This window comes from Streptomyces sp. NPDC002623 (assembly GCF_053592635.1).
In genome coordinates this window covers 193,734-218,794 of sequence record NZ_JBSFWB010000008.1, presented here as the reverse complement: position 1 = coordinate 218,794, position 25,061 = coordinate 193,734, and the positions used below count along the sequence as shown (strand labels likewise).

The window sequence follows — 25,061 nt, the reverse complement described above, 5'->3', positions numbered from 1 at the left end:
CGCCTCTGGCGCGGGACGGGCCACTTTACGGCGTATGTTCGCGCTCGGAATGAGCGCCCCGGCTCTCAAAGACGCTGAGATCGCCCACCGGGTTGCCCCTGTTCAGGGTGAGCGATGATGGAGTGGTCCCGCCTCTGATTTCTCCCCTGGCTCCGGCCGGGGTTTCCCCGGAAAGGTCCCCCATGGCACCGCGCATTCTGCTGGCCCGGCACGGGCAGACGGAGTGGTCGCTGTCCGGCAGACACACCGGCAGGACCGACGTGCCCCTCCTGGAGGAGGGCCGCCGGGGCGCGAAACTGCTCGGCGAGCGGCTGCACCGGGCGCCCTTCGACGGTCTCGCCGACGTCGAGATACGCACCAGCCCGCTGGCACGCGCGCGTGAGACGTGCGAACTCGCCGGCTTCGGCGAGCGGGCGACGCGCTGGGACACCCTCATGGAGTGGCACTACGGCGCCTACGAGGGCCTGACCCCCGCCGAGATCCAGGCCGTCCGGCCCGGCTGGCTCATCTGGCGCGACGGCGTCCCCGAGGGCGAGACCCTCGCCGAGGTGACCGCCCGCGCCGACGAGGTCGTCGCCTGGGCCCGCTCGGCCGACCGGGACGTCCTGGTCTTCGCCCACGGTCACATCCTTCGTTCCATCGGGGCACGCTGGCTGGGTCTGCCGCTGGACTTCGCGGCCCGAATACGCTTGAACCCGACGTCCCTGTCGGTCCTGGGCTGGGCCTACGGCGAACCGGCGATCGAGAGCTGGAACGACCTCGGGCACCTCGCGTAGGGCTCCCCGCGAGGCTCGGTGCCGTGCGGGGCTCAGGCCTTCCGCGGCGTCGAGGCGTGCCGCTCCAGGAAGGTCGAGACGCCGCCCGCCCTGCGGTGCGGCAGCAGCACCCGCGCCGTTCCCGCCAGCATCGTCTGGATCCGGGACGACTGGACCTGGTCCAGCAGGTCGAGGACCCGGATCCCGGCCACCGCGGCCTCGTCGGGACGGCCGCCGCGCGCGAGGTCGTCCGCCAGCTCGGCCGTGTACAGCGCGATGTTCCGGGTGAAGTGCGGGTCCTGGAGGTCCGCCGCCCGTCGTGCGTGCCGGGCGGCGCGCGGCCAGTCGCCCAGCGTGGACCAGCACTGCGCCTTGAGCCCCTCCAGCTCGGCCTCGCCGTAGAAGCTCATCCACTCGGGGTCGTTGTCGCAGGGCCCGCGGTCGTAGAGGGCCTGCGCGCGGACGAGAGCCTGCTCACAGCCGGTGCGGTCGGTGAGCCCCGCCCAGCCGCCCGCCTCGCGCAGCGCGAGCAGTGACATCAGCCGGGGCGAGCCCAGCGGGCGGGCGACGCGCTGGGCGGCCTGGGCGGCGCGGACGGCCTCGCGGGGCCGTCCGGCGTCCCGCGCGAGGAACGCCGTGTTGCAGAAGGCGTGCGCCTCCAGCGCCTGGTCCCCGGTCATCCGGGCGGTGGCCAGGGCCTCGGCGTAGTGCGAGCGGGCGTCGTCGAAGCGGCCCGAGTCGTGCGCCAGCCAGCCGACGGAGATGGCGAGCTCACCGGCGCCGGAGTGCAGCCGGTCGGCGGTCGTCTGGCGGGTCGTCCCGGCGTCCAGCAGCGCGTAGGCGGCGCGCAGCGGGGCGGCCGCGCGCCGGTAGAGGCCGTCGGCCCCGTGCCGGTCGTCCAGCAGTCTGATCCTGCGGACCGCTTCTTCCAGGGCGCCCGCCTCGCTCGTCCCCACGCGGCGCACGGGACGTTCCGCCGCCGACGCGTCGGGGGCGAGCCTCAGGGGGCCCAGAGTGGCGGCGGCCATGGTGGCGCCTCCGCCGGTCATGAATGCGCGACGCAGCACGTCGCTCTCCTCGTGGTTGTGGTGCTTGTCGTACGGGTCCTGCGTGTCATACGGCTCATGCGCCCCACCCGTCTCACCCGTGTCCCGCTCGTCACTGGTAGTGCGCTCCGGTCCTGTGGTGTGCGTGCAGGGCGCGTCCTCAGCTGTGCGCGCCCCTCGTCCGCGAACGGACGCGCGGGGCGCGAACCCCAGGTCGACGAGCGTGCGACCGGGGAACATGTGCAGGAACACCCGCTCGTACGCGTAGTTGGGGCAGCGGATCTCGCCCGCCTCGACCCGCCCGATGTAACGCGCGTCACAGCTGACCAGCTCGCCGATCTCACGAGCGGCCCGCCGTACGAGCGCGGCGAACTCGGCCGGCGAGCGCTGTCCGCGCAGGTGCCGGAAGGCGAGGTTGGGCCGTGGTGGCCGGTCGGGCCGAGGTGGGGTCACCGTTGACGACGCCATGGCCGGGTCCTCTCGTGCGAACCGTCGAACCATGCCGGATTCTGGGTGACTTGTCCGTGTGGCACCCTTGTTCCCGGCGGGCAAGAACGTACCTGCTGTGGTCGGGCCGCCATGCGGTGTTTGGCTACAAACCGGATATCTCATCCGCGATCTGCCATGAACTGCCATCCTTTGCGGCGGACTTCCGCCGTAGCCCTTGACGCGCCGGGGCGTTGAGCCTTGTGGACCCGGACAGGTCCTGTCGGACGGGCTGCGCGGTGGAGGCCGGGATGGAGACCAGCCAGAGCAACGATCCTTGTATGCCGTCGGTGGCGGCGTGCGACCTAGTGACGGTGCCCACCCGTCAAGGGCTGGAGGCGGTCGACATCCTGCGGAGAGCGTCGGCGGGGGACGGAGTGGGGCCCGTTCTGCACGACGACGGCGACGACACCCTCGGCTTCGTCGTGCCGGCCGGGACGGCGGCGGCCTGGGACGTGCCGGGCAGCACCTGCACGGAGACCGACGGCCGGGGACTGAGACTCGTCCCCGAGCCCCCGAACGAGGGCTCGGACTGGCTGGTGCCCCCCGGCGAGGCGGACCTCGCGACGGATCCGGCGGTGCTGCGCCGGGCGTTGGGCGAGGCGGCCCGGCTGATCGAGGCGGCGGACAGCTGCCGTTGAGCCGGTGTCCGTGACCTGCCTCGTCACCGGGATCGACCGAGCGCGCGGGGAGCGCTCGAGGCCTGCGAAAATGCTGTCATGGCAAAGTCCAGGAACACCCGGCGCGAGCGGGACGCCGACGCCGCCGTCGTCGAGACGGTCGACGGCGGCCTCGCCCAGCTCCTGCCCGACCGGGACCGGGCGCGGGCCTGGACGCTGCTCATCGACGGAGCCCCGCAGTCGCACGTCGACCTCGACGACCCCGCCTTTCTCTCCTTCGAGTACCAGCGGCGCCTCGGTCATGTCATCGACCTCACCGCCCCACCCGGCAAGCCTCTCCAGGTCGTGCACCTCGGCGGCGGCGCCTTCACCCTCGCGCGCTATGTCGCCGCGACCCGGCCCCGCTCCACCCAGCAGATCGTCGAACGGGACGCGGCTCTCGTCCAGCTGGTGCGCCGGGAGCTGCCGTTGGACCCGGGGGCGCGGATCAGGGTGAGGTCCGTCGACGCCCGGGAAGGTCTCGCCAAGGTGCCGGACGGCTGGGCGGATCTCGTCGTGGCCGATGTGTTCAGCGGCGCCCGCACCCCCGCCCACCTCACCTCGGCCGAGTTCCTCGACGAGGTCCGCAGGGCGCTGAAGCCCGGCGGGAGCTACGCCGCCAACCTCGCCGACGGCCCGCCGCTCGCGTATCTGCGCGGCCAGATCGCCACCGCGGCGGCCCGTTTCCCGCATCTCGCGCTGGTCGCCGACCCCACCGTGCTGCGGGGCAAACGGTTCGGCAACGCCGTGCTCGTCGCCTCCGACCTGCCCCTGCCGATCGCCGAACTGACCCGCCGGGCCGCCTCCGACCCGCACCCGGGCCGGGTCGAGCACGGCCGCGCGCTCACCGACTTCAGCGGCGGAGCGGCACCGGTCGCGGACGCGTCGGCGGTGGCCTCACCGGCGCCGCCGCCCTCGGTGTTCCGGTAGCGGAACCGCCTTCGGCAGAACCGCCGTCAGCGGTTCAGTAGTTCTGTACGTCGACCCGTGGCGGGCCGTCGTGCCAGGTGCAGAACACCGTCACCCGGTCCGCGCCGGAGGCGAAGTCCACCCGGATCCAGGACTCCGTCTTCCACACCTGCACCGACCAGTTCGCGCCCGGGGTGGCCGACACGAGCGTCGCGTACGTCTCGGTCAGGTCGAGGACGACCCGGCCGCCGTCGGTGTCGTAGCTCTTGACCGTGCCGGACCCGCCGGCGGATCCGTTGCCGGACGGGGTGGAGGCGACGGGCGTACGGCTCGGCGTCGGGGACTCGGCGGGCGCGGAGGTCGCGGCCGCCGAGGGCGTCGCCGGAGTCTTCGAGGCTGTCCGGGACGGGCTCGGCGAGGGCGGCGGCTCGGCCTCCTGGGTCGCCGAGTCGGCCTCGGCGTCGCCCACCGCCAGCGGAAGGGCGCGCGGCGGGTCGTAGACGGTGCCCGCCATGACCGTGTGGACACCCCACCACGACAGTGTGACCGCCGCGCCCGTGGCCAGCGTCCAGGCCAGTACGTGTAGGAGTGCGCTCCGCATAGCGCGCCATCCTGCCTCACCCGCCTCACAGGTGTCCCCCCGAGGGGCCACCGTTCGTCCACAGCGGGGGAGTTGTCCACAGGCCCCGGCCGGGCTCGGTCGCATGGCGTAGGTTGCGGCGCATGGCAAGTGTGCTCGTGGTCGAGGACGACCAGTTCGTGCGCTCGGCGCTCATCCGGCAGCTGACCGACGCCTCGCACCTGGTGCGCAGCGTCGGCACGGCGCTGGAGGCGCTGCGCGAGGTCGCCCATTTCCGCTTCGACGTGGTCGTCCTGGACCTCGGACTGCCCGATCTGGACGGCTCCGAGGCGCTGAAGATGCTGCGCGGCATCACGGACGTACCGGTCATCATCGCCACCGCGCGCGACGACGAGTCGGAGATCGTCCGGCTGCTGAACGCGGGCGCGGACGACTACCTGACCAAGCCGTTCTCGGCGGAGCACCTGTCGGCACGGATGGCGGCGGTCCTGCGACGGTCCCGACGGCCCGGCGCCGGGGACGCACCGCCGTCCTCGCCCGTGCTGCACGTCGGCGGTCTGACCGTCGACCCGCTGCGCCGGCAGGCCGAGTTGGACGGCGTCCGGCTCGACCTCACCCGCCGTGAGTTCGACCTGCTGGCCTTTCTCGCGGGCCGGCCGGGAGTCGTGGTTGCGCGCCGGGAGCTGCTGGCCGAGGTGTGGCAGCAGTCCTACGGGGACGACCAGACCATCGACGTCCATCTGTCCTGGCTGCGGCGCAAACTGGGCGAGACGGCGGCGCGGCCGCGCTATCTGCACACCCTGCGGGGCGTCGGGGTGAAGCTCGAACCGCCGGGGGAAGTGGGGCCGGTGCGATGAGGTGGGCGCTGGTCAGGGTGTGTCTGGCGGTCACCACGATGGTCGTGGTCGCCTTCGCGGTCCCGCTCGGGCTCGTCGTCAAGGAGATGGCCCGTGACCGCGCGTTCTCCAACGCGGAGCGGGAGGCCGCGGTCGTGGTGCCGGCGTTGTCCATCACGACCGACCGGGACCAGCTGGAGCGGGTCGTGGCCTCGGCGGGCTCCGACGACGGCATGGCGGTGCACCTGCCGGCGGGCGACGGCCGGACCGCCGTCGACCTCGGCCGGCAGCGCGCCGCCGACGCGGACATCGCGGCCGTGCGGAGACTGGGCCGCGCCTCCACCACCGAGGTGCCCGGGGGATCGGCGCTGCTGCAGCCCGTGGCGCTGAGCCTGGGGACCGCGGTGATCGAGGTGTATGTGCCCGAGTCGGAGGTGAGCAACGGCGTCGGCACGGCGTGGGCGGTGCTGGCGGCGGTCGGGGCGGCGCTGGTCGTCGGCTCGGTGGCCGTCGCCGACCGGCTGGGCGTACGGATGGTGCGGCCGGCCCGCCGGCTGGTGGAGGGCGCGCACGAGCTGGGGGAGGGGAAGCTCGGGTCGAGGGTGCCGGAGGAGGGGCCGAGCGAGCTGCGGCTCGCGGCGGTCGCGTTCAACTCGATGGCGGACCAGGTGGTCCAACTCCTGGCCAATGAAAGGGAGTTGGCGGCAGATCTCTCCCACCGGCTGCGCACCCCGCTCACCGTGCTCCGCCTCAACGCGGCCTCCCTCGGCGACTCCCCGGCGGCGGAGCAGACGAGGACCGCCGTCGCCCAGCTGGAGCGCGAGGTCGACACGATCATCCGCACGGCCCGGGAGGCGAAGCCGCAGACGACGGCCCCCGGTCCCGGCGCCGGATGCGACGCGGCGGCGGTCGTCCGGGAGCGGATGGCGTTCTGGTCGGCGCTCGCCGAGGACGAGGGCCGCAAGGTGCGCACCGCCGGCGTCGACCGCCCGGTGCGCGTGCCCGTGGCCCGCACCGACCTGGCCGCCGCCCTGGACGCCCTCCTCGGCAATGTCTTCCGCCACACCCCCGAGGGCACCGCCTTCGCGGTCGACGTCCACAACGGCGAGGACGCGGTGATCGTCCTCGTGTCGGACGCCGGGCCGGGCATCCCCGACCCCGAGACGGCGATGGCCCGTGGCCGGGGCTCCGGAGCCCCCGGCTCGACCGGCCTCGGCCTGGACATAGTCCGCCGCCTCGCGGAGTCCACCGGCGGCGATGTGCGCATCGGCTCGTCGGTACTGGGCGGCACGGAAATACGCGTGTGGATACAACTGGCCGGAAGAGACCCCGTACGAAGGGGCCACCGGGGTTCCATGCGCCGACGGGGACGCACCGCGCTCAGGTGACAGGCTCGCTGCCTGCCGACCGCTGCCACCTGCCCCGCCCAGCCCAGCCCTGCCCCGCCCTGCCCTGCCCTGCTCCAGCGCCTGTTGATCATGGAATCAGACAAAAGATGATCAAGGTGTGTCGATTACGTTTCGACAAATGAAGCCAGCGGCTCTTGACGCATGACCGGACATACGGCTGTTATTGCGCCACCCCGTGTTCGGTCAAGTTGATTTCTGGTCGATTGCGATCAGCTTTCAGCCACACTGCGTGGCCGAACCTCGCGTCAGGAGCCGTTCATGCACCACACCTCCCCCTCCGGCCGCATCGCTCTCCCCTCCCCGAGCCGACGCACGCTGCTGCGCGGCATAGGCGGCGCGGCCGTTCTGGGCGCCGGTATACCCCTGCTGTCCGCCTGCGGCGGCAGCGGCACCGCGGCCGACCCGAAGGCCGTCACCCTCGGCTCCAACGCCTCCGACGCCGTCCCGAAGAAGGCCTTCGCGGAGATCTACGCCGCCTTCAAGAAGCAGTCCGGGATCACGGTCGACGTGAACACCAAGGACCACAACACGTTCCAGGAGCAGATCAACTCCTACCTCCAGGGCACCCCGGACGACGTGTTCAACTGGTTCGCCGGCTACCGCATGCAGTTCTTCGCGGCCAAGAAGCTCGCCACCCCGATCGACGAGGTCTGGGACAAGATCGGCGGCAACTTCCCCGACGCGATGAAGGCGCTCAGCAAGGGCGCGGACGGCAAGTACTACTTTGTGCCGCTGTACACGTACCCGTGGGCGCTGTTCTACCGCAAGAGCGTCTTCCAGAAGTACGGCTACACCGTCCCCACCACCTGGGACCAGCTGGTCGCGCTCTGCAAGCAGATGAAGAAGGACGGGCTCGTCCCGATCGCCTTCGGCGACAAGGACGCCTGGCCCGCGCTCGGCACCTTCGACCAGATCAACTTCCGCACCAACGGCTACGACTTCCACGTCGAGCTGATGGCCGGCAAGGCCTCCTGGACCGACGCCAAGGTCCGCAAGACCTTCGACAACTGGGCCGAGATCCTCCCCTACCACCAGGACGGCGCCGTCGGCCGCACCTGGCAGGACGCCGCCCAGACCCTCGTCTCCAAGAAGGCGGGCATGTACCTGCTGGGCACCTTCGTGGGCCAGCAGTTCACCAACCAGGCCGACGCCGACGACCTGGACTTCTTCGCCTTCCCGGAGATCGACCCGGCCTACGGCCAGGACACCGTCGAGGCGCCCACCGACGGCTTCATGCTCTCCAAGGCCCCGAAGAGCAAGGACGCCGCCGTCAAGCTCCTGGAGTACCTGGGCACCCCGGAGGCCGAGTCGATCTACCTCAAGGCCGACCCGAACGTCGTCGCCGCCTCCAGCAAGGCCGACACCTCCTCGTACACGGCGCTGCAGAAGAAGGCGTACGAGATGATCTCCGGCGCCAAGCACCTCACGCAGTTCATGGACCGCGACAGCCGGCCGGACTTCACCTCGACGGTGATGCAGCCCGCGCTGCAGAAGTTCGTCCGCGACCCCAAGGGCGTCGACAGCCTGCTCACCTCGATCGAGCGCCAGAAGAAGACGATCTTCGCGTCCTCATGACCACGCCGATCAGCACCCAGAACCCGGAGGCGGCCGCCGTGCCGCCTCCGGGCCCCGCGCCTTCGAAGAAGCGGGTTCCGCAGGGCCACCGACGCCTGCTGACCCGCCGCGACCGGTTCACGCTCGCCCTGATGGCGGGCGTGCCGACGATCCTGCACGTGGCCCTCGTCTGGCTCACCGCCCTGGCCTCCATCGCCCTCGCCTTCACCACCTGGGACGGCATCGGCTTCGACTCGATCAAGTGGGTGGGGCTGGACAACTTCCGCGAGCTGTTCACCAACAACCCGCAGTTCTGGCCCGCCGTCCAGCACAACGTCGTCTGGTTCGTCGTGCTCATCCTGATCCCGACCCCGTTCGGGCTCTTCCTGGCGATCCAGCTGGACAAGAAGATCCGGTTCAGCCGCGTCTACCAGACGGCCTTCTTCCTGCCGGTCGTGGTGTCGCTCGCGGTCACCGGATTCGTCTGGCAGCTGGTCTACAACCCCGACACCGGCCTCATCAACAGCCTCATCGGGGCCAACCAGCCGGGCCACTACATCGACTGGATCGGCGACCCCGACCTCAACCTCTGGGCCGTCCTGGTCGCCGCCTGCTGGCGGCACACCGGCTACATGATGATCCTCTACCTGGCCGGTCTGAAGGGCGTCGACCCGTCCCTGCGCGAGGCCTCCGCGCTGGACGGCGCGAACGAGTGGCAGACGTTCAAGAACGTCATCTTCCCCACCCTGCGGCCCACCAACACCGTCGTCCTCGTCGTGACGATCATCGAGGCCCTGCGCGCCTTCGACCTCGTCTTCGTCTTCAACAAGGGCGCCCAGGGCACGGAACTGCTGTCGATCCTGGTCACCAACAACATCATCGGCGAGTCCAGCCGCATCGGATACGGCTCGGCGATCGCCGTCGTCCTGCTGGTGATCTCCCTGGCCGTGATCATCCCGTACCTGATCGCGACCTTCCGGAAGGAGCGACGAGCATGAGCGCGACCCTCGTCGGCAAGCAGCGCACCCCCCTGCGCCCCGCCCGGATCCTGCTGCACGTCTTCCTCGCCGGCACGGCGCTGGCCTGGCTCGCGCCCCTGCTCTGGGCCCTGTTCGCGGCCCTGCGCCCGTACGCGGAGACCAGCGAGAAGGGCTATGTCTCCTGGCCCGACAAGCTGAGCCTCGACAACTTCACCAACGCGTTCGAGCAGTCGGACATGATGCACTACTTCGGGAACACGCTGCTGATCGCGGTCCCGGCGGTGCTGCTGACCCTGTTCCTCTCCTCCTGCGTGGCGTTCTACGTCAGCCGCTTCGACTTCCGGGTCAACCTGTTCCTGCTCCTCGTGTTCACGGCCGGCAACCTGCTCCCGCAGCAGGTGATCATCACCCCGCTGTACCGCCTGTACCTGCTGGTCGACCTCCCCGGCATCACCGTCAGCGGCAAGCTCTACGACTCCGCGCTCGGCCTGGTCCTGATCCATGTGGCGTTCCAGGCCGGCTTCTGCGCCTTCGTGCTGAGCAACTACATGCGCTCGCTGCCGCACGAGCTGACCGAGGCCGCCCTGGTCGACGGCGCCTCCGTGTGGCGCCTGTACTGGCAGATCGTGCTGCCCCTGTGCAAGCCGGCGATGGCCGCCCTGGCGACCCTGCTCTCCATCTGGATCTACAACGACTTCTTCTGGGCCATCGTCCTGATCTCCACCGGCGAGAACATGCCGATCACCTCGGCCCTGAACAACCTCTCCGGCCAGTACTTCACCGACCCCAACCTGGTCGCGGCCGGCGCCCTGCTCACCGCGATCCCCACCCTGATCGTGTACTTCGTGCTCCAGCGCCAGTTCGTCAGCGGCCTGACCCTGGGCGCCAACAAGGGCTGACGGCCCCCTCCCCGCGAAAGAGACACACCCGTGCCCCACCCCTTCACCCCGGTGGCCTCCGTCCCCGTGGACCCCCGTCGCGCCCTCGTCCACGAGGAGGGCTGGCAGTCCTGGAGCCCCAGCGGCGCATACGCCCTCGACGCGCGCCCGTACCGCCCGACGAACGACAACTGGGCGACGGTCTGCTACCGCCCGGGCGTCACCGTCCCCGCCGGAGCCTTCCAGGGCGAGGGGCTGCTGGCCCTCGACCCCGGCGACGGATCGCCGGTACGGCTGTGGGCGGCGCCGGAGCCGACGCGCGAGACGCCGTCCATCCGGCTGGTCGCCCAGGACGGGGTGGCCGAGATCAGCGCCGACGGCCCGGTGAAGGAGTACACGGGCACGGCGATCCAGGAGGTGCTGGCCGACTGGGCCGCCGGCCTCGGGCTCCCCGCGCCCCGCCCGGCGCCCACCGTCTGGTGCTCCTGGTACGAGTACTTCACCCAGGTCACCGAGGACGACATCCACGAGAACCTCCGCGCCATGGAGGTCCTCGACCTGCCCATCGACGTCGTCCAGATCGACGACGGCTACCAGCGCGCCCTGGGCGACTGGCTCACCCTCTCCGGCCGCTTCCGCTCCCGGGCCGGCATCGCCGACGCCATCCGCGCCCGCGGCCGCCGGGCCGGCATCTGGACGGCGCCCTTCCTGGTCGACCCGGGCAGCGAGCTGGCCGCGCGGCACCCCGACTGGCTGGTCCGCTCCGCCGACGGCGGCCTCGCGCACGCCGGCCACAACTGGGACCACGACCTGTTCGTCCTGGACACCACCCACCCGGACGCGGCGGCCTACCTGACGGACGTCTTCCGGACCCTGCGCACCGAGGGCTACGACTACTTCAAGGTCGACTTCCTGTACGCGGGCGCGCTGGACGGCGTACGCCACCAGGACGTCGACGCCGTCACCGCGTACCGCTCCGGGATCGAGCTGATCCGCGCGGCGATCGGCGCGGACGCCTACCTCCTCGGCTGCGGGGCGCCGATCCTGCCTTCCATCGGCCTGTTCGACGCGATGCGGGTCAGCCCCGACACGGCCCCGCACCGCCGTCCCGAGGCCGACGACTACAGCCAGCCCGGCCAGGACCCGGCCGAGTTCACCGGCGTCGGCCGCCAGTGGCAGCACGGCCGCCTCTGGGTCAACGACCCCGACTGCCTGATGGCCCGCCCGGCCGTGGAGACCCGCGAGCGCTGGGCCGCCCATGTCGAGGCCACCGGCGGTCTGGTCGCCTCCAGCGACCGCCTGCTCTCGCTCGACCGGTGGGGCGTGGAGACGACGCGCCGCCTCCTCGCGGGAGGCGAGCGATGAGCCGTGAACTGAACGTCCCGGGCCTCGCCTACGGCGGCGACTACAACCCCGAGCAGTGGCCCGAGGAGGTCTGGGCCGAGGACATGCGGCTCATGGTCGAGGCCGGCGTGAACATGGTCAGCGTCAACATCTTCTCCTGGGCGCTGCTGGAGCCGTCCGAGGGCGTCTACGACTACTCCCGCCTCGACCGCGTCCTCGACATGCTCTACGCCCACGGCATCGCCGCCGACCTGGCCACCCCGACGGCCGCGCCGCCGGCCTGGTTCTTCCGGGCCCACCCCGAGGCGCTGCCGGTGGACCGCGACGGCCGGCGACTGTCGTACGGCAGCCGTCAGACGTTCTGCCCGAGCAGCCCCGCCTACCGGGAGGCCGCGCTGCGGATCGCCCGCGCGCTGGGGGAGCGGTACGCCGACCACCCGGCCGTGGTCATGTGGCACGTCCACAACGAGTACGGCTGCCACAACGCGGAGTGCTACTGCGACACGAGCGCCGAGGCGTTCCGGACCTGGCTGCGCCGCAGGTACGACGACGACCTGGCCGCGCTGAACGACGCCTGGGGCACCACGTTCTGGAGCCAGTGGTACTACGACTGGGACGAGATCCTGCCGCCGCGCGCGACCGGCGCGGTCCCGAACCCGACCCACCGCCTGGACTGGCGCCGCTTCTGCAGCGACGAGTTGCTGTCGCTGTGCACGGCGGAGCGGGCGGTGCTCGCGGAGGCCGCCCCGACGCTCCCCGCCACGACCAACTTCATGGTGATGTACAACTTCGACGCCCTGGACTACTGGCGCTGGGCACCGGAGCTGGACGTGGTCTCCAACGACCACTACCTCCGCTCGACCGACCCCGAGTCGGAGATCGACATCGCGATGAGCGGCGACGTGGTGCGCTCGCTCGCGGGCGGCCGCCCCTGGCTGCTGATGGAGCACTCGACGGGCGCGGTGAACTGGCAGCCGGTCAACAGGGCCAAGGCGGCAGGGGAGTTGCGCCGCAACGCGCTCGCGCACGTGGCCCACGGCGCGGACGGCATCGCCTACTTCCAGTGGCGGGCGGCGAAGGCGGGCGCCGAGCAGTGGCACTCGGCGATGCTGCCGCACGCGGGCACCGACAGCGTCATCTGGCGGGACGTGGTCGCGCTGGGCGCGGACCTGCGGGCGCTGGCGGAGGTGCGGGGGGCGGTCGGCACGGCCGAGACGGCCATCGTCTGGGACTGGGACGCCCGTTGGGCCCTGGAACTGCCCTCACAGCCGAGCGAGGAGGTCCGCTACCTCGACCTGATCCGCTCCTGGTACGAGCCGCTGTGGCGGGCGGGCGTCGCGGTGGACTTCGTCCGCCCGGACGCGGACCTGTCGGCGTACCGCCTGGTCCTGGCCCCGAGCCTGTATCTGGTGGACGACACGGGCGCCGCGAACCTGACCTCGTTCGCCGAGGACGGCGGCACCCTGGCCGTCGGCTTCCACAGCGGGGCCGTGGACGCGAACTGCCATGTGCGGCTGGGCGGTTACCCGGGCGCGTTCCGGGAGGCGCTCGGCGTCCGCACGGACGAGCTGTTCCCGCTGCTGCCGGGCGAGACGCTCGGCCTGACCGGCGGCGGCACGGCGTCCCTGTGGTCGGAGCGGGTGGGCCTGGCGGGCGCGGAGGCGGTGACCTCGTACACCGAAGGCCCCCTGACCGACGTCCCGGCGGTGACGAGGCACGACCACGGCACCGGGACGGCCTGGTACCTGGCGACCCTCCCCGACCCGGCCACCCTGACGGCGCTGCTGGACCGGATCCGCGAGGAGGCGGGTGTGCGGCCGGTGGCGGACGGCGTGCCGTCCGGAGTGGAGGCGGTCCGACGCCGCGGCGCCGACGCCGACTATCTCTTCCTCATCGACCACACCGGCCGGGGAGCACAGGTGACGGTGGCCGCCGGCGCGGTGGAACTCCTCGACGGCAGGCCGGTGTCGGAGGGTTCGGTGTCCGTGCCGCCGGGCGGGGCGGCGGTCGTACGGGAGCCGCGCGCGGTATAGCCGAGGCAGTGGGGCGCGGCACGCCCCCTCAGCGTGCCGCGCCCCTTCCCCTACCCCCGGGTCAGATGGTCAGGTGGGCCGGGTGGCCCGTCGGTCAGGCCGTCTCGACAGCCGGCAGCGTCCCCGTCCGGGCCGCCTCGCCGTACCAGTGGGCGCTCGACTTCGGGGTGCGGGCCAGCGTCGCGTAGTCGACGTAGACCGTGCCGAACCGCTTCTCGTAGCCGTACGCCCACTCGAAGTTGTCGAGGAGGGACCAGAGGTAGTAGCCGCGGACGTCCGCGCCGTCGGCGATGGCCCGGCGGACCGCCGAGAGATGGCCGTGCAGGTAGGCGATGCGCTCCGGGTCGTGGACGCGGCCGTCCGGGTCGGGCTTGTCGTCGTAGGCCGCGCCGTTCTCGGTGACGTAGAGCGGGAGGCCCGGGGCCTCGCTCGTGTAGCGCATGATCAGTTCGTGCAGGCCCGTCGGGTCGATCGTCCAGCCCATCTCGGTGCGCTCGCCCGGGGTCTGGTGGAAGGCGACGTCGTCCGCGCCCGGCCAGGGGGAGTGCTCGCTCGCGCCGTGGCCGTCCGAGCGCGGGCCCTTCACCGTGGTGTCCGCCGCCGACACCAGCGTCGGCGTGTAGTAGTTCAACCCCAGTGCGTCCAACGGCTGGTTGATGGTCCGCAGGTCGCCGTCGAGGACGTACGACCAGTCCGTCAGCGAGGACGTGGCCGCCAGCAGCGTCTCGGGGTACGTGCCGCGCAGGATCGGACCGTGGAAGACGCCGTTGGCGAGGTCGTCGATCTTCTGGACCGCCGCCAGGTCCGCCGGGTCGCCCGGCGAGAGCGGGCGCACCACCGACGAGTTGAGGCTGATCGCCACCGAGTTGCGGGCCGGCATCGCCGCGCGCAGCGCCGAAGTGCCCAGGCCATGAGCGAGGTTGAGGTGGTGGGCCGCCTTCAGCGAGGCCGCCGGGTCGGTGCGGCCCGGTGCGTGCACGCCGGAGGCGTAGCCCAGGAATGCGCTGCACCACGGCTCGTTCAGCGTGATCCAGTTCTCCACGCGGTCGCCGAGCGCCTCCCCGACGATCTGCGCGTACTCCGCGAACCGGTACGCCGTGTCCCGCTCCGGCCAGCCGCCCGCGTCCTCCAGCTCCTGGGGGAGGTCCCAGTGGTAGAGCGTGACGGCGGGCTGGATGCCGGCCGCCAGCAGCTCGTCCACCAGACGGCGGTAGAAGTCCAGGCCCACCTGCACCGCGGGGCCGCGGCCGGTCGGCTGGACCCGGGACCAGGAGATCGAGAAGCGGTACGCGTTGAGGCCCAGCCCCGCCATCAGCGCCACGTCGTCGCGGTAGCGGTGGTAGTGGTCGACAGCGATGTCACCGGTCTCACCACCGGCGGTCCTGCCGGGCGTATGGCTGAAGGTGTCCCAGATCGACGGCGTGCGGCCGTCCTCCCGCACCGCCCCCTCGATCTGGTAGGCGGAGGTCGCCGCGCCCCAGAGGAAGGCGGGAGGAAAGGTCACCGGAGTAATGGGCTCAGGCATGGAAGCGCTCCCATGAATGGTCGGCGAGACCGACGGAGGTTGGGGGGAGTGGTGCGAACTGGTGTGAAGGGGGCGATCAGATGCGGTGGATGCGGTGGATGCAGTGGATGTGATCGGGTGCTGGGGTGCTGGGGTGCTGGGATGCCGGGGGCCGGGGCGGCGATGGCCCGGCCCCCGGAAGTCACGGGGGCGGCGGCGGACTCAGCCCTTCACCGCGCCCTGCATGATGCCGCCCACGATCTGCTTGCCGAAGATCGCGAAGACCAGCAGCAGCGGCAGCGTGCCCAGCAGCGCGCCCGCCATGATCAGGGACTGGTCGGGGGTGTACCCGCGGCCGAGGCCCGCGACCGCCACCTGCACGGTCGGGTTGCCGGTCTGGCTCAGCACGAGGAACGGCCACAGGAAGTCGTTCCACGTCTGGACGAACATCAGCATGCCGAGCACCGCCATCGCGGGGCGCGCCGCGGGGAACACCACGTGCCACACCACACGCCAGCTGCTCGCGCCGTCCACCCGGGCCGCCTCGATGATCTCGTCGGGCAGCGCCTGGATCAGGTACTGCCGCATGAAGAACACCCCGAACGCGCTCACCAGCGACGGCAGGATCACCGCCTGCAGCTGGTCCGTCCACTCCAGCTTGGCGACCAGCATGTACAGCGGGATCACACTCAGCTGCGGCGGCACCATCATCGTGCCGATCACGATCAGCATCAGCGCGCCCCGGCCGCGGAACCGCAGTTTGGCGAAGGCGAAGCCGGCGATCGTGGAGAGGAAGACGATGGTCGCGGCCGAAGTGCCCGCCACGATCGTCGTGTTGAAGAACGCCTTGCCCAGATTGGCGTCGTTCCAGGCCACGTCCAGGTTGTGGAAGAGGTTCGAGCCGAACACGAACGGCGGCGGGTTCTGCGCCAGCCGGTTGTTGTCGCGCGAGGCGGCGATCGCCGTCCACACCAGTGGGAACAGCGAGACGATGGTGAACACGGCCAGGATCGCGTACGCGATCGGGCCGCCGTGCATCTGCCCGCCGGCCCGCGCGGACTTCGGCCGGCGCACCTTGCGCGCCGTCGGCACGGCGTCCTCGGGTGCCACGGACTTCGCGGTCGTTGTCGTCGTCGTCACGGCCGGTACTCCTAACTACTGGCGCGCAGCCGGCGCGAGATGACGTAGTTGACGATGCCGACCACGATCAGGATCAGGAACATCGTCCAGGCGATCGCCGAGGCCCGGCCCAGGTGCTGGTTCACCCAGCCCTGCTCGTACAGATACAGGCCCAGCGTCTGGAACTGGTGCTCCGCACCGCCCGACGCGCCCTTGTTGGCGTCGAACAGCAGCGGCTCGCCGAACAGCTGACTCGCGCCGATCGTCGAGACGACGACCGTGAACAGGATCGTCGGCCGCAGCGACGGCAGCGTCACATGCAGGAACTGCTTCCAGCGGCTCGCGCCGTCCAGCGCCGCCGACTCGTACAGGTCCTGCGGGATCGCCTGCATCGCGGCCAGATAGATCAGCGCGTTGTAGCCCGTCCACCGCCAGACGACGATCGACGACACCGCGATCTGCGACGGCCACTTGTCGTTCTGCCAGTCGATCGCGTCGATCCCGACGAAGTGCAGCGCCCAGTTGATCATGCCGTAGTCGCGCCCGAAGAGCAGCACGAAGACGAGCGAGGCGGCCGCGATCGACGTCGCGTACGGCGCGAGCATCGCGACCCGGTAGAACGTCGAGGCACGCAGCCTGTAGTTGAGGATGTGGGCCAGGCCCATGGCCATCAGCAACTGCGGAACGGTCGAGATGATCCCGATGGTCAGGGTGTTCTTCGCCGCGTTCCAGAAGAAGTCGTCGTCGAAGATGCGCGTGTAGTTGCGCATCCCCACCCACGTCATGTCGGTGGGCGCGGTCAGCTCCACCTGGTGCAGCGACGCCCAGCCCGTGTAGAGCAGCGGGAACAGGCCGAACGCGAGGAACAGCAGGAAGAACGGCGAGACGAACGCGTACGGGCTCCAGCGTTTGTCGCGCTGCCAGCGGCGGGACAGCCGGGCCCGACGCCGCTGCTCCGCCTCCGTGGGAACGGCGGCCGGGCGGCCCGGGGCCGCGCCCCCCTCCTTGGCGGGGGGCGCGGCGGTGTCGTGGCGGGTGGCCATGCGGGTCACTTGTCCAGGTTGTTGTCGATGGTCTTGGTCGCCGTCTCCCAGGCTTCCGCCGCCGACTTGCCCTTCGTCACGAGGATGACGCCGTTGTCGGTCAGACCCTGCTGGATGATCTGGTCCTTCGGGCCGATCACCTGCACCGGGGCGGTCTTGGCGGCCTCGGAGAAGACCGTGCCGATCGGCGAGTCACCGGTCATGTCGTTCTTCGCGCCGGTGACTTCGGGCATCGTGTACGCGCTCGGCGCGCTCGGGAAGGAGCCCTGCACCTTGAACAGCTTCGCCTGCTGCTCGGGCGCGGTCAGCCAGGTGATGAACGCCTCGGCCTCCTTCACGTGCTTGCCGCTCTTCGGCACGCCCAGGAAGGAGCCGCCCCAGTTGCCGGACTTGGGCGCGACGGCCACGTCCCACTTGCCGGCGTCCTCGGCCTTCGCCTTGCCCTTGATCGTGCCGAGCATCCACGGCGGGCAGGCGATGGTCGCGAACTTGCTGTTCGCGATCGTCGTGTCCCAGGACGGCTGGAACTGCGTCTGGGCCTGGACCAGGCCCTCTTCGGCGGCCTTCGCGGTCAGGTTGAAGGCGGTCTGCACGGCCGGGTTCGTCTTGTAGATGACCTCGCCGGCGGAGTTGTAGAACTTCTCCTTCTCACTGCTGAGGATCGCGTTGATCAGGCCGCCGGGGGAGTCCATGAAGAACGTGCCCGCCTTGGCCTTCTTCTTGTACTGCTGGCCGGTGGCGATGAACTTGTTCCAGTCGCCGGCCCACAGCTTGCCGACCGCCTCGCGGTCGGTGGGCAGACCGGCCGTTTCGAAGAGGTCCTTGCGGTAGCAGAGGGCCATCGGGCCGATGTCGGTGCCGAGACCGATCGTCTGGCCGTCCTTGGTGGTGGCCTGCGACCACTTCCAGTCCAGCCACTTGGTCTTGTCCACGCCGGAGACCTTCGACATGTCCTCGAACTTGCTCGCCTGCGTGGCCACCACCTCGGCGATGTTGCCGACCTCGATGGCCTGAACGTCCATCAGGCCGCTGTTGGTCGTGAGGTGGTTGAGGAGCGCGGGGTAGTAGTTCTCGTTCTTCTCGGTGACGTTCTCGGCGATCTTGATGTTGGGGTGGAGCTTCTCGTACTCGGTGTACAGCCCGGCTTCCTTGAAGCCCATGGTGCCGAACAGCCCCATGGTGATCGTGGTCTTGCCCTTGCCGCTGTCCGACGAGGAGCCGTCGGAAGCGTCGTCGCCGCCATCGTCGGCACAGCCGGCCAGCAGCCCGGCGCCCAGCGTCGCGACGGCCGCGAGGACAACCGCCCGACGGGCGGTTCGGGTACGTGCTCGCATTGCGTCCTCCTGTTGCCCTGACGTGCCGACCCCCCGGCCAACTGCATTGTTGGGCCCGTTAGTTACTCGCTGCGGCTCGGGCGGGGAACGTGCGGGATGTGTATGTGTCAGGTACCGTGGGAGCGCTCCCACAAGTGATGTGTTGAAGAGTCGTCGGTTCGAGCGGGGGTGTCAAGGGTGGGAGCGCGGAAGGATGCGTTCAGTTATCTGCCTGTTAGCTAACTCGGGGAGACAGCGCTTTCGGTGCCTTTCGGCCCGTCCGGCATCTCAGGGCGAGGCCCGTTCGGGGCCGAAGCGGGGGTCCGGGGGCGGCGGCCCCAGGGCCGGTGACCGAGCCGACGGGACTGTTACATTCCAGGCCAGCACGAAAAGCGGCGGGAAGGCGGAGCCCATGGCAAGCCACGGAACGCGGGGGCGCAGCGGTGGTAGGCCGACCCTCGAAGAGGTGGCCGCACGCGCCGGCGTCGGCCGCGGCACGGTCTCCCGGGTGATCAACGGCTCGCCGCGGGTCAGCGACGCGACCCGCGCGGCGGTGGAGGCGGCGGTCGCCGAGCTCGGCTATGTCCCGAACACCGCAGCCCGTGCCCTCGCCGCCAACCGCACGGACGCGATCGCGCTGGTCGTCCCCGAGCCGGAGACGCGGTTTTTCGCGGAGCCGTACTTCTCGGACATGCTGCGAGGCGTGGGCGCGGAGCTGTCCGAGACGGAGATGCAACTGCTGCTGATCTTCGCGGGCAGCGACCGCGAACGGCGCCGGCTGGCCCAGTACCTGGCGGCGCACCGGGTGGACGGAGTCCTCCTGGTCTCGGTCCACGCCGATGATCCGCTGCCGGATCTGCTGGCCCAGCTGGAGATCCCGTCGGTGATCAGCGGCCCGCGTTCCGCCGCGGAGACGCTGCCGTCCGTGGACTCCGACAACTACGGCGGCGGCCGCTCGGCGGTCGAGCACCTGCTGTCCCGGGGCCGCACCCGCATCGCCCACATCACCGGCCGTCTGGACGTCTACGGCGCGCAACGGCGCGTCGACGGCTACCGCGACGCCCTGCGCGACGCGGGCTACGCGGCGGACGAAGGCCTCATCGCGCCGGGCGACTTCACCGAGGAGGGCGGCCACCGTGCGATGCGCGAGCTGCTCGCCCGTACCCCGTCCCTCGACGCGGTCTTCGCCGGCTCCGACGTGATGGCGGCCGGCGCCCGTCAGGCCCTGCGCGAGGCGGGCCGCCGCATCCCGGAGGACGTCGCCCTGGTCGGCTATGACGACTCGGCCATCGCCCGTCACATGGACCCGCCCCTGACCAGTGTCCGCCAGCCGATCGAGGAGATGGGCCGCAGGATGCTGGACCTGCTCCTCACCGAGATCGCCGACCGCCGCCCGGCGGCCTCCCGCGGCCTGGAACGCCGCCAGGTCGTCCTGGCGACCGAACTGGTGGAACGGGCCTCGTCCTGACCCCTTCCCCTTCCCGGCCCGACTGCGACCTCAGAGCCGCCACCGCACCTCGCCGTCCTGCTGCTCGGAGGTGACCGAGAGGCCGGCGGAGCGGGCCACGGCCGCCGACGCGTGGTGGTCCGGGTGGACATGGGCGACGATCGTGCGCACACCCTGCTTCCGCAGCCAACCGACGAGTCCCGTCGCGGCCTCGGAGGCGAGTCCGCGGCCCTGCCAGGGGGTGCCGACGACCCAGGCGATCTCCGCGGCTGCGCCCCGGTCAGTGATCGTCGCCTGGACGGTGCCGGTCAGGCAGTCGGCTTCGCGCAGCCGCAGAACCCAGTTGCACCAGGAGACGGCCGGGTCCGGGGAGCCCGCGACGAGACGTTCGTAGCGGGCGCGCAGGGACTGCGGGGTGTCGGGGGCGCCGCCGATGAAGGTGTGGAGAGCGGGGTCGGCCAGGACGACCGCCATCTCCGCCGCATGTTCGACGCGCAGGGGGAGGAGGTCGAGCCGGGCGGTGCCGATCGGCTCGGCATGGATGACTTCGCCTGACCGCCATGACCGCGTTGACCGCATTGATCGCTCCCATGAGCAGTCCCGGGAAACACATCAGCCGGTGACCGCCCTTACGGGAGGTCACCGGCTGATGACTCAGGGTGAGTGACGGGACTCGAACCCGCGGCATCCTGGACCACAACCAGGTGCTCTACCAGCTGAGCTACACCCACCACGCCCGGCAGTTGGACTTTGTGGTCTCCCTACCGGCCGAGAAAAAGTGTACAGGGTCCGAAGGGGTGCTCGCGCACGGCTTTTCCGGGAGCGCCCTGGCGCCCCTACGGGGCGGGCAGGACGTGCTTCGCGGCGATCGACTTCGCGGTGTCGGAGTCCGGTCCGGGCTGCGGCACGAAGACGGCCTCGCGGTAGTAGCGCAGCTCCGCGATGGACTCGCGGATGTCGGCGAGCGCGCGGTGGTTGCCGTTCTTCTCCGGGCTGTTGAAGTACGCCCGCGGGTACCAGCGCCGGGCGAGCTCCTTGATCGACGACACGTCGACGATCCGGTAGTGGAGGTAGTTCTCCAGGTCGGTCATGTCCCGTGCCAGGAACCCACGGTCGGTGCCGACGGAGTTTCCGCACAGGGGAGCCTTGCCCGGCTCCTTCACATGCTCCCGTACATATGTCAGGACCTGCTGCTCGGCCTCGGCCAGCGTCGTCCCGCCGGCCAGCTCGTCGAGCAGTCCGGACGCGGTGTGCATCTGCCGCACCACCTCCGGCATCGTCTCCAGTGCCTTGGCCGGCGGGCGGATGACGATGTCCACGCCGTCACCGAGGATGTTCAGCTCGGAGTCGGTGACGAGGGCGGCTACCTCGATGAGAGCGTCGTCGGACAGCGAGAGGCCGGTCATCTCGCAGTCGATCCACACCATGCGATCGTTCATGCGACCACCCTAAAGCTGACGTCGGCTTTTGAGGTGCCCCGCGTTCGTGTGGGCCTCGTCCTCGAGCGCCGGACGGGCTGAAATGCCTCACCCGTCCGGCGCTTTCTGAGGTCATGCCCCGGTCACGTCCCGCTGCGCTGCCCCGGCAGGCTCGCTCGCGAGGTCGCGTACGCGTCGCGCGCGTGCTCCGACGGCAGGGACGCCACCGAGGCCGTACGCCTGAGCTGCGGGGGCACCGGCCCCGGCGCGTCAGGGTGCAGCGACGGGGGCGGTGGCGGCGACGGCTCGTTGTCCGTCGAGCGTTCGCCCTGCGGTCTGCGCGCTCGGTACGCCGCCCGGTACGCCGCCGGCGACGAGCCGAGCTGACGGCGGAAGTGGCCGCGCAGGGCCACCGGCGAGCGGAAGCCGCAGCGACCCGCGACTTCGTCCACCGAGTAGTCCGACGTCTCCAGCAGCCGCTGCGCCTGCAGCACCCGCTGGGTGATCAGCCACTGCAGCGGCGCGCTGCCGGTCAGTGACCGGCAGCGGCGGTCGAAGGTGCGACGGCTCATATAGGCGCGTGCCGCCAGCGTCTCCACGTCGAACTGCTCGTGGAGGTGTTCCAGCGCCCAGGCGACGACCTCGGCCAGCGGGTCGGCGCCGATCTCCTCCGGTAAAGACCGGTCGAGATAGCGCTCCTGGCCGCCCGATCGGCGCGGCGGTACCACCAGCCGCCGGGCCAGCGCGCCCGCCGCCTCGTTACCGTGATCTGTCCGCACGATGTGCAGACATAGGTCGATTCCGGCCGCGGTGCCGGCCGACGTCAGTACGTCGCCGTCGTCCACGAAGAGTTCTCGTGGATCCACATGGACCGACGGATAGCGCTTGGCCAGCGTCGGCGCGTACATCCAGTGCGTGGTGGCCGGCCGGCCGTCCAGCAGACCTGCGGCGGCCAGCACGAACGCGCCGGTGCACAGGCCCACGATGCGGGCGCCCTCTTCGTGCGCCCGGCGCAACGCGTCGAGCGCGTCCTCCGGTGGCGGTGAGGTGATCGAACGCCAGGCCGGCACGACGACCGTGCCCGCCCGCGCGATCGCCTCCAGGCCATGTGGCGCGGTGAGTTCCAGGCCCCCTGTGGTCCGCAGCGGGCCCTCTTCGCCGCCGCACACCAGCAAGCGGTAGCGCGGCACGCCGGCGTCCTGGCGGTCAATCCCGAACACCGACAGCGGAATGGAACTCTCGAAGATGGGGCCGCCGCTGAACAGCAGCACCGCGACGATCTCCTTGCGGCGTCGCCCGGACAGTTTCCGGGCCGCGGCTTCCGGCGCGGCAGTGGAGTCGTGGCTCATCCTGCTAAGCCCCCCTCGGTGGTCGCGGCTCCTCGGTTGTGTCGCTCCTGCACGTTTCCCCTCGGTCCTGCACGAGTCCCCCGCCGTAGACAGTCAAGATCGAATCTACTGTGTCGCATGATGCCGGCGTGGCCAGTTCACCACCCGGCAGATTGTCGACATGGCAACTTGGCGTGAAGCATTCGATCACGAAGCGTTGCACTCGTGGGCCGTGCAGGGAAGTGCGCCTCGGTGCGGTGGCCAATCCCCGTAGGGTGCGCAGGGCCCCTGAGGCCCTTTCCGTGCAGGTGGAACGGGGGGTGGGGGGTGGTTACGGCAAGGGATGCGCAGTGGCGGGAAGTTGGCTGAAAACCACCGTGTCCGTGCGTGAAAACCGGTCAACCGACCGGTGAGTTTCCTCCGGAGTGCCGACCGCCCCGATGTGATCCCGTTCCGGTGCGCTGACGGCGCCCCCGGTGGTGCGCCTGGGGCGCGTCCTCATCGGTGAGCAACCGGGCCGCGCAGCGCTCGGACCGGCGCAGCAGCAGCCGGCAGACGGCCGTGACGGCCGCGAGCCCGAGGGCGGTGCCGGCGGCGCCGGCCAGTGAGGTGCCGTACCAGAGGAGGACCACCGGAACCAGGACACAGCTGAAGGCCGCCCAGCGGATCAGATCGGTCGTCCGGTCGTCGCCGGGGCGGGACTCGGGACGGACGCGGGACGAGGGCACGGGGCGGGCTCCTTCCTGGGGTCCGGGCGGGGCGTGGGCGGGGTGGCGGCGGGGTAGGGCTGCGGTGCACCGGGTTCAACGCGTGCTGGGACGGACGGTCACTGGCGCGGGGTCGGTTCCGTGTAAGTGAATCCTGTGCAAACCGCCTGTACGGGGCAGCAACCATTGCGTTACGGGCGTCCGCTCGTGCATGCTCCCTGGAACCCTCACCGAGGGCGTGCGGGCTCTGGGCCCAGGAGGCGTGCCGCCGTACCCTTGGGGGTATGGGGTTGGGAAGATGATTCCCGGACAGCTCCGCCGCTCACCGCCGTCCACCCGTATAAGGATCGATTCGCCGAGACAGTCATGGCCGGTCACGAATTCTTCGAACCCGCGGACCGCAAGCGGCCCGTCGCCGACCCCACGGCGGCCGAGCCCCTGGCGGCGGAAGAGACACGCCCCACCTGCGACCCCGCCTTCAAGCACGGCGTCGTCGTGGGCTTCGACGGCTCCACGTCCAGCGAACGCGCCCTCGCGTACGCCATCGGCATGGCCCACCGCTCCGGCGCGGGCCTGATCATCGTCCATGTCGCCAACCGGCTGCCCACCACGGTCTGGGCCGGCTGCGAGCCGCCCGTCTTCGTCGATGTGCCGGACCACCGCACCGAGGTGCTCGGTCTGGAGCTCGCGTGTGCCGAGTACCTCGCCGAGGTGCCGTGGATCCTCGTCGAGCGCGGTGGCGACATCTGCCATGAACTCGAGGAAGTGGGGCGGGAGTACGAGGCCGACGCGATCGTCGTCGGCTCGACGCACGGCATCGTGGGGCGGATCTTCGGGTCCGTCGCGGGGCGGCTCGCCAAGCGGGCGAAGCGGCCCGTCGTTGTCATTCCGTAACTCGCCGTTCTCCCAGGTGAGATGAGATCTGGGTACCTCCGGCTCCTTTTGTGCACCGTGCGCGCGCGGCATAAATCTACTGGCGCGTAGGAGTGTTTGTGCCTTTGTGAAGGGCATATACCGCTCACACAACTGCACATGCATGAAGGGAGCCCGCCGTGGACAACGACGTCTCTGCGGGAAACAGCACCACCACGATCGCCGGCCGACTCGCCCTGGGCGTCACCCTGTTGGCGTTCGGGCTCGGGTACACCGACCTCATCGACGGCGTGACGGCTGCGGACGCCGTATCCATCGCCCACTACATCGGCGGCGTCGCGCTGTTCGTCGCCGGCCTGTTCGCCCTTCGGGAGCGCGACACGGCCACCGGTACCGCCTACACCGTCCTGGGCGCGTTCTGGTTCACCTGGGCGGTCTCCGCCGGGACCCAGGTCTCCGACAACGCCGCAGGGCTCTTCCTGCTCCTGTTCGCCCTCGTGGCGCTCTCCCTGACCCTCGCGGGCGGCGACCAACTCGGTCAGGGCGCCTACGGGTTGTTCTGCGTGGCGCTCGTGCTGATGGCCGTCGCGCGGTTCGCCGACAGCGACGGGCTGACCAAGGTCGGCGGCTGGTTCGCCGTCGCGGCGGGCGCGGTCGCGTGGTACGCGGCCACCGCGGCATTGGCTCACTGGCCTACGACGATCTCGCGGCGTGCTGCCCGCCCCGGCGTGACGGCTACGGGTTGACCGGCAGCAGGTGCCGGGGAGTTGGGCGTCCCCGGTGAAACGGCGGCCCCCCACGTGGATGGTGGCATCACGTGGGGGGCCGTTCCGTTTGTTC

At 70.8% G+C, this 25,061-nt stretch carries 23 protein-coding genes and 1 tRNA gene; 13 read left to right on the top strand and 11 right to left on the bottom strand.

Annotated features, from left to right (window positions below; all coding sequences use genetic code 11):
• The first annotated feature begins 182 nt into the window (after window positions 1–182).
• The gene (locus tag ACWD4O_RS17195) at window positions 183–776 is read left to right on the top strand and encodes a histidine phosphatase family protein (RefSeq protein ID WP_451280596.1); all 594 of its coding nucleotides are present in this window, start codon (window positions 183–185) and stop codon (window positions 774–776) included.
• Window positions 777–808: 32 nt separating this feature from the next.
• Here the strand turns inward: ACWD4O_RS17195 and ACWD4O_RS17190 are convergent, their stop codons facing one another.
• Complete coding sequence (locus tag ACWD4O_RS17190; RefSeq protein ID WP_451280594.1) at window positions 809–2,269, bottom strand: hypothetical protein; 1,461 nt, start codon at window positions 2,267–2,269, stop codon at window positions 809–811.
• 269 nt (window positions 2,270–2,538) lie between these two features.
• Here ACWD4O_RS17190 and ACWD4O_RS17185 point away from each other — a divergent pair, with 269 nt between their 5' ends.
• On the top strand, window positions 2,539–2,928 hold the full coding sequence (locus ACWD4O_RS17185) for a hypothetical protein (RefSeq protein ID WP_450945710.1): 390 nt from the start codon (window positions 2,539–2,541) through the stop codon (window positions 2,926–2,928).
• Between the two features lie 78 nt (window positions 2,929–3,006).
• On the top strand, window positions 3,007–3,876 hold the full coding sequence (locus ACWD4O_RS17180; protein WP_451280592.1) for a spermidine synthase: 870 nt from the start codon (window positions 3,007–3,009) through the stop codon (window positions 3,874–3,876).
• 34 nt (window positions 3,877–3,910) lie between these two features.
• Here the strand turns inward: ACWD4O_RS17180 and ACWD4O_RS17175 are convergent, their stop codons facing one another.
• The gene (locus tag ACWD4O_RS17175; protein WP_451280590.1) at window positions 3,911–4,456 is read right to left on the bottom strand and encodes a hypothetical protein; all 546 of its coding nucleotides are present in this window, start codon (window positions 4,454–4,456) and stop codon (window positions 3,911–3,913) included.
• Between the two features lie 122 nt (window positions 4,457–4,578).
• Here ACWD4O_RS17175 and ACWD4O_RS17170 point away from each other — a divergent pair, with 122 nt between their 5' ends.
• From ACWD4O_RS17170 to ACWD4O_RS17140, 7 genes are all read left to right on the top strand, one after another.
• A complete protein-coding gene (locus ACWD4O_RS17170) occupies window positions 4,579–5,292 on the top strand; it encodes a response regulator transcription factor (RefSeq protein WP_451280588.1) in 714 nt (237 codons plus the stop codon).
• Complete coding sequence (locus ACWD4O_RS17165; protein WP_451280586.1) at window positions 5,289–6,659, top strand: ATP-binding protein; 1,371 nt, start codon at window positions 5,289–5,291, stop codon at window positions 6,657–6,659. The genes ACWD4O_RS17170 and ACWD4O_RS17165 overlap by 4 nt, the downstream gene beginning before the upstream one ends.
• A 279-nt stretch (window positions 6,660–6,938) precedes the next feature.
• Window positions 6,939–8,255 (top strand): ABC transporter substrate-binding protein, encoded by a 1,317-nt coding sequence (locus ACWD4O_RS17160; RefSeq protein ID WP_451280584.1) that lies wholly within the window; start codon window positions 6,939–6,941, stop codon window positions 8,253–8,255.
• Complete coding sequence (locus ACWD4O_RS17155) at window positions 8,252–9,232, top strand: carbohydrate ABC transporter permease (protein ID WP_451280583.1); 981 nt, start codon at window positions 8,252–8,254, stop codon at window positions 9,230–9,232. Before ACWD4O_RS17160 ends, ACWD4O_RS17155 begins: the two co-directional genes overlap by 4 nt.
• A complete protein-coding gene (locus ACWD4O_RS17150) occupies window positions 9,229–10,113 on the top strand; it encodes a carbohydrate ABC transporter permease (RefSeq protein WP_351906724.1) in 885 nt (294 codons plus the stop codon). Before ACWD4O_RS17155 ends, ACWD4O_RS17150 begins: the two co-directional genes overlap by 4 nt.
• Window positions 10,114–10,143: 30 nt before the next feature.
• Window positions 10,144–11,457, top strand: a complete 1,314-nt coding sequence (locus ACWD4O_RS17145) for a glycoside hydrolase family 36 protein (protein WP_451280580.1) — start codon at window positions 10,144–10,146, stop codon at window positions 11,455–11,457.
• The gene (locus ACWD4O_RS17140; protein ID WP_451280578.1) at window positions 11,454–13,469 is read left to right on the top strand and encodes a beta-galactosidase; all 2,016 of its coding nucleotides are present in this window, start codon (window positions 11,454–11,456) and stop codon (window positions 13,467–13,469) included. Before ACWD4O_RS17145 ends, ACWD4O_RS17140 begins: the two co-directional genes overlap by 4 nt.
• A gap of 94 nt (window positions 13,470–13,563) precedes the next feature.
• Here the strand turns inward: ACWD4O_RS17140 and ACWD4O_RS17135 are convergent, their stop codons facing one another.
• The 4 genes from ACWD4O_RS17135 to ACWD4O_RS17120 all read right to left on the bottom strand — a co-directional run bounded on the left by ACWD4O_RS17135 (window position 13,564) and on the right by ACWD4O_RS17120 (window position 18,469).
• A complete protein-coding gene (locus tag ACWD4O_RS17135) occupies window positions 13,564–14,994 on the bottom strand; it encodes a GH1 family beta-glucosidase (RefSeq protein ID WP_451280577.1) in 1,431 nt (476 codons plus the stop codon).
• Window positions 14,995–15,195: 201 nt separating this feature from the next.
• The gene (locus ACWD4O_RS17130) at window positions 15,196–16,083 is read right to left on the bottom strand and encodes a carbohydrate ABC transporter permease (protein WP_451280866.1); all 888 of its coding nucleotides are present in this window, start codon (window positions 16,081–16,083) and stop codon (window positions 15,196–15,198) included.
• A gap of 41 nt (window positions 16,084–16,124) precedes the next feature.
• On the bottom strand, window positions 16,125–17,135 hold the full coding sequence (locus ACWD4O_RS17125; RefSeq protein ID WP_451280864.1) for a carbohydrate ABC transporter permease: 1,011 nt from the start codon (window positions 17,133–17,135) through the stop codon (window positions 16,125–16,127).
• 5 nt (window positions 17,136–17,140) lie between these two features.
• Window positions 17,141–18,469 (bottom strand): ABC transporter substrate-binding protein, encoded by a 1,329-nt coding sequence (locus tag ACWD4O_RS17120; RefSeq protein ID WP_451280575.1) that lies wholly within the window; start codon window positions 18,467–18,469, stop codon window positions 17,141–17,143.
• A gap of 391 nt (window positions 18,470–18,860) precedes the next feature.
• Between ACWD4O_RS17120 and ACWD4O_RS17115 the strand changes: the two genes are divergently transcribed.
• Window positions 18,861–19,916, top strand: coding sequence for a LacI family DNA-binding transcriptional regulator (locus ACWD4O_RS17115; RefSeq protein WP_451280573.1), 1,056 nt, complete (start codon window positions 18,861–18,863; stop codon window positions 19,914–19,916).
• A gap of 30 nt (window positions 19,917–19,946) precedes the next feature.
• On the opposite strand, the gene ACWD4O_RS17110 is transcribed toward ACWD4O_RS17115, so the two are convergent.
• From ACWD4O_RS17110 to ACWD4O_RS17090, 5 genes are all read right to left on the bottom strand, one after another.
• A complete protein-coding gene (locus ACWD4O_RS17110) occupies window positions 19,947–20,474 on the bottom strand; it encodes a GNAT family N-acetyltransferase (RefSeq protein ID WP_451280571.1) in 528 nt (175 codons plus the stop codon).
• A 79-nt stretch (window positions 20,475–20,553) separates the two neighbouring features.
• Window positions 20,554–20,626: transfer RNA gene (locus ACWD4O_RS17105), tRNA-His, on the bottom strand.
• A gap of 105 nt (window positions 20,627–20,731) precedes the next feature.
• Window positions 20,732–21,334, bottom strand: coding sequence for an oligoribonuclease (orn, locus tag ACWD4O_RS17100; protein ID WP_451280569.1), 603 nt, complete (start codon window positions 21,332–21,334; stop codon window positions 20,732–20,734).
• A 122-nt stretch (window positions 21,335–21,456) separates the two neighbouring features.
• Complete coding sequence (locus tag ACWD4O_RS17095; RefSeq protein WP_451280567.1) at window positions 21,457–22,662, bottom strand: helix-turn-helix domain-containing protein; 1,206 nt, start codon at window positions 22,660–22,662, stop codon at window positions 21,457–21,459.
• A 377-nt stretch (window positions 22,663–23,039) separates the two neighbouring features.
• Entirely contained in the window at window positions 23,040–23,369 is a 330-nt protein-coding gene (locus tag ACWD4O_RS17090) for a hypothetical protein (protein ID WP_451280565.1), read from the bottom strand.
• Window positions 23,370–23,714: 345 nt separating this feature from the next.
• On the opposite strand from ACWD4O_RS17090, the gene ACWD4O_RS17085 reads away from it, so the two are divergent.
• Together ACWD4O_RS17085 and ACWD4O_RS17080 are read left to right on the top strand one after the other, a co-directional pair.
• Window positions 23,715–24,242 (top strand): universal stress protein, encoded by a 528-nt coding sequence (locus tag ACWD4O_RS17085; RefSeq protein ID WP_351906689.1) that lies wholly within the window; start codon window positions 23,715–23,717, stop codon window positions 24,240–24,242.
• Window positions 24,243–24,400: 158 nt separating this feature from the next.
• Window positions 24,401–24,967, top strand: coding sequence for a GPR1/FUN34/YaaH family transporter (locus ACWD4O_RS17080; RefSeq protein ID WP_451280564.1), 567 nt, complete (start codon window positions 24,401–24,403; stop codon window positions 24,965–24,967).
• Window positions 24,968–25,061 lie beyond the last annotated feature (94 nt).

Bases quoted from the DNA above. Each gene is read 5' to 3' on its own strand.
- ACWD4O_RS17085 (WP_351906689.1), top strand. From the start codon at position 23,715: ATGGCCGGTCACGAATTCTTCGAACCCGCGGACCGCAAGCGGCCCGTC.
- ACWD4O_RS17190 (WP_451280594.1), bottom strand. From the start codon at position 2,269: ATGGCGTCGTCAACGGTGACCCCACCTCGGCCCGACCGGCCACCACGG.
- ACWD4O_RS17115 (WP_451280573.1), top strand. From the start codon at position 18,861: ATGGCAAGCCACGGAACGCGGGGGCGCAGCGGTGGTAGGCCGACCCTC.
- ACWD4O_RS17170 (WP_451280588.1), top strand. From the start codon at position 4,579: ATGGCAAGTGTGCTCGTGGTCGAGGACGACCAGTTCGTGCGCTCGGCG.
- orn (WP_451280569.1), bottom strand. From the start codon at position 21,334: ATGAACGATCGCATGGTGTGGATCGACTGCGAGATGACCGGCCTCTCG.
- ACWD4O_RS17165 (WP_451280586.1), top strand. From the start codon at position 5,289: ATGAGGTGGGCGCTGGTCAGGGTGTGTCTGGCGGTCACCACGATGGTC.
- ACWD4O_RS17175 (WP_451280590.1), bottom strand. From the start codon at position 4,456: ATGCGGAGCGCACTCCTACACGTACTGGCCTGGACGCTGGCCACGGGC.
- ACWD4O_RS17195 (WP_451280596.1), top strand. From the start codon at position 183: ATGGCACCGCGCATTCTGCTGGCCCGGCACGGGCAGACGGAGTGGTCG.
- ACWD4O_RS17155 (WP_451280583.1), top strand. From the start codon at position 8,252: ATGACCACGCCGATCAGCACCCAGAACCCGGAGGCGGCCGCCGTGCCG.
- ACWD4O_RS17150 (WP_351906724.1), top strand. From the start codon at position 9,229: ATGAGCGCGACCCTCGTCGGCAAGCAGCGCACCCCCCTGCGCCCCGCC.
- ACWD4O_RS17120 (WP_451280575.1), bottom strand. From the start codon at position 18,469: ATGCGAGCACGTACCCGAACCGCCCGTCGGGCGGTTGTCCTCGCGGCC.
- ACWD4O_RS17110 (WP_451280571.1), bottom strand. From the start codon at position 20,474: ATGCGGTCAACGCGGTCATGGCGGTCAGGCGAAGTCATCCATGCCGAG.
- ACWD4O_RS17160 (WP_451280584.1), top strand. From the start codon at position 6,939: ATGCACCACACCTCCCCCTCCGGCCGCATCGCTCTCCCCTCCCCGAGC.
- ACWD4O_RS17135 (WP_451280577.1), bottom strand. From the start codon at position 14,994: ATGCCTGAGCCCATTACTCCGGTGACCTTTCCTCCCGCCTTCCTCTGG.
- ACWD4O_RS17140 (WP_451280578.1), top strand. From the start codon at position 11,454: ATGAGCCGTGAACTGAACGTCCCGGGCCTCGCCTACGGCGGCGACTAC.
- ACWD4O_RS17180 (WP_451280592.1), top strand. From the start codon at position 3,007: ATGGCAAAGTCCAGGAACACCCGGCGCGAGCGGGACGCCGACGCCGCC.
- ACWD4O_RS17125 (WP_451280864.1), bottom strand. From the start codon at position 17,135: ATGGCCACCCGCCACGACACCGCCGCGCCCCCCGCCAAGGAGGGGGGC.
- ACWD4O_RS17095 (WP_451280567.1), bottom strand. From the start codon at position 22,662: ATGAGCCACGACTCCACTGCCGCGCCGGAAGCCGCGGCCCGGAAACTG.
- ACWD4O_RS17185 (WP_450945710.1), top strand. From the start codon at position 2,539: ATGGAGACCAGCCAGAGCAACGATCCTTGTATGCCGTCGGTGGCGGCG.